At 59.4% G+C, this 234-nt stretch carries 1 pseudogene; it reads right to left on the bottom strand.

The features are described from left to right. Positions 1–234, bottom strand: a pseudogene (locus AC1RPT_RS08285) (hypothetical protein); the annotation flags it as partial.

The following is a 234-nucleotide window of genomic DNA, read 5'->3' as shown; positions in this document are numbered from 1 at the left end:
CGGTGCCCATAAAGTTCACAAGATGGGCCATGCCACCAAGTGCTGCCGTCTGGGCCGACGATGCACCACGTGCGCCAAAGTCATGCAGCATAAACTTCACTGCCGCCTCCGGTTCATCGCACGTGCGATTCAGGAACGCACGCATGTCCTGCTTGATACTCCACGAGAGCGTGGCGACGGCTGTCGCGTACCAAGTGGCACGCAGCAACCGCGTTTCCAGAAACTGACCAAGCC

The sequence above is a fragment of the Dellaglioa sp. CoH-56-MRSF-11 genome, from assembly GCF_056782135.1.
This window is presented reverse-complemented; position numbering and strand designations above follow the sequence as displayed.